Here is a 242-nt window from a genome sequence, read left to right as displayed (position 1 = left end):
ATGCTGTAGGTCAGGCTGTTCTTCTCCAGGTCGATGACCCCGCCGAGCATGGTCACGTGCTTGCCCAACTTGGTGTTGATCAGGCCGCGGTTGATGTGCGCCAGCACCTCGGACGGCTTGAACTCCGGGAGCGTGCCGTTGCGCCTCGACTCATAGAGCAGGCGCGTGGTCATGAACTTCAGCAGCACCGTGACGAAGGCCGAGGAAGCGCCATGGCCGGAAACGTCGGCCAGGTAGAACGC

Annotated in this window: 1 protein-coding gene; it reads right to left on the bottom strand. The window is 62.4% G+C overall.

The genetic code is table 11. From position 1 onward, the window contains the following. Window positions 1-242: SpoIIE family protein phosphatase (locus tag ACLJNW_RS27995; protein WP_410961871.1), on the bottom strand; the 242-nt coding region annotated here is incomplete at both ends.

Origin of the sequence: Salmonella sp. SAL4457 (assembly GCF_046548235.1) — a bacterium.
GTDB lineage: Bacteria > Pseudomonadota > Gammaproteobacteria > Enterobacterales > Enterobacteriaceae > Salmonella > Salmonella enterica.
The sequence above is the reverse complement of the archived record's forward strand: the minus strand, read 5'-3'. Positions and strand labels throughout refer to the sequence as shown.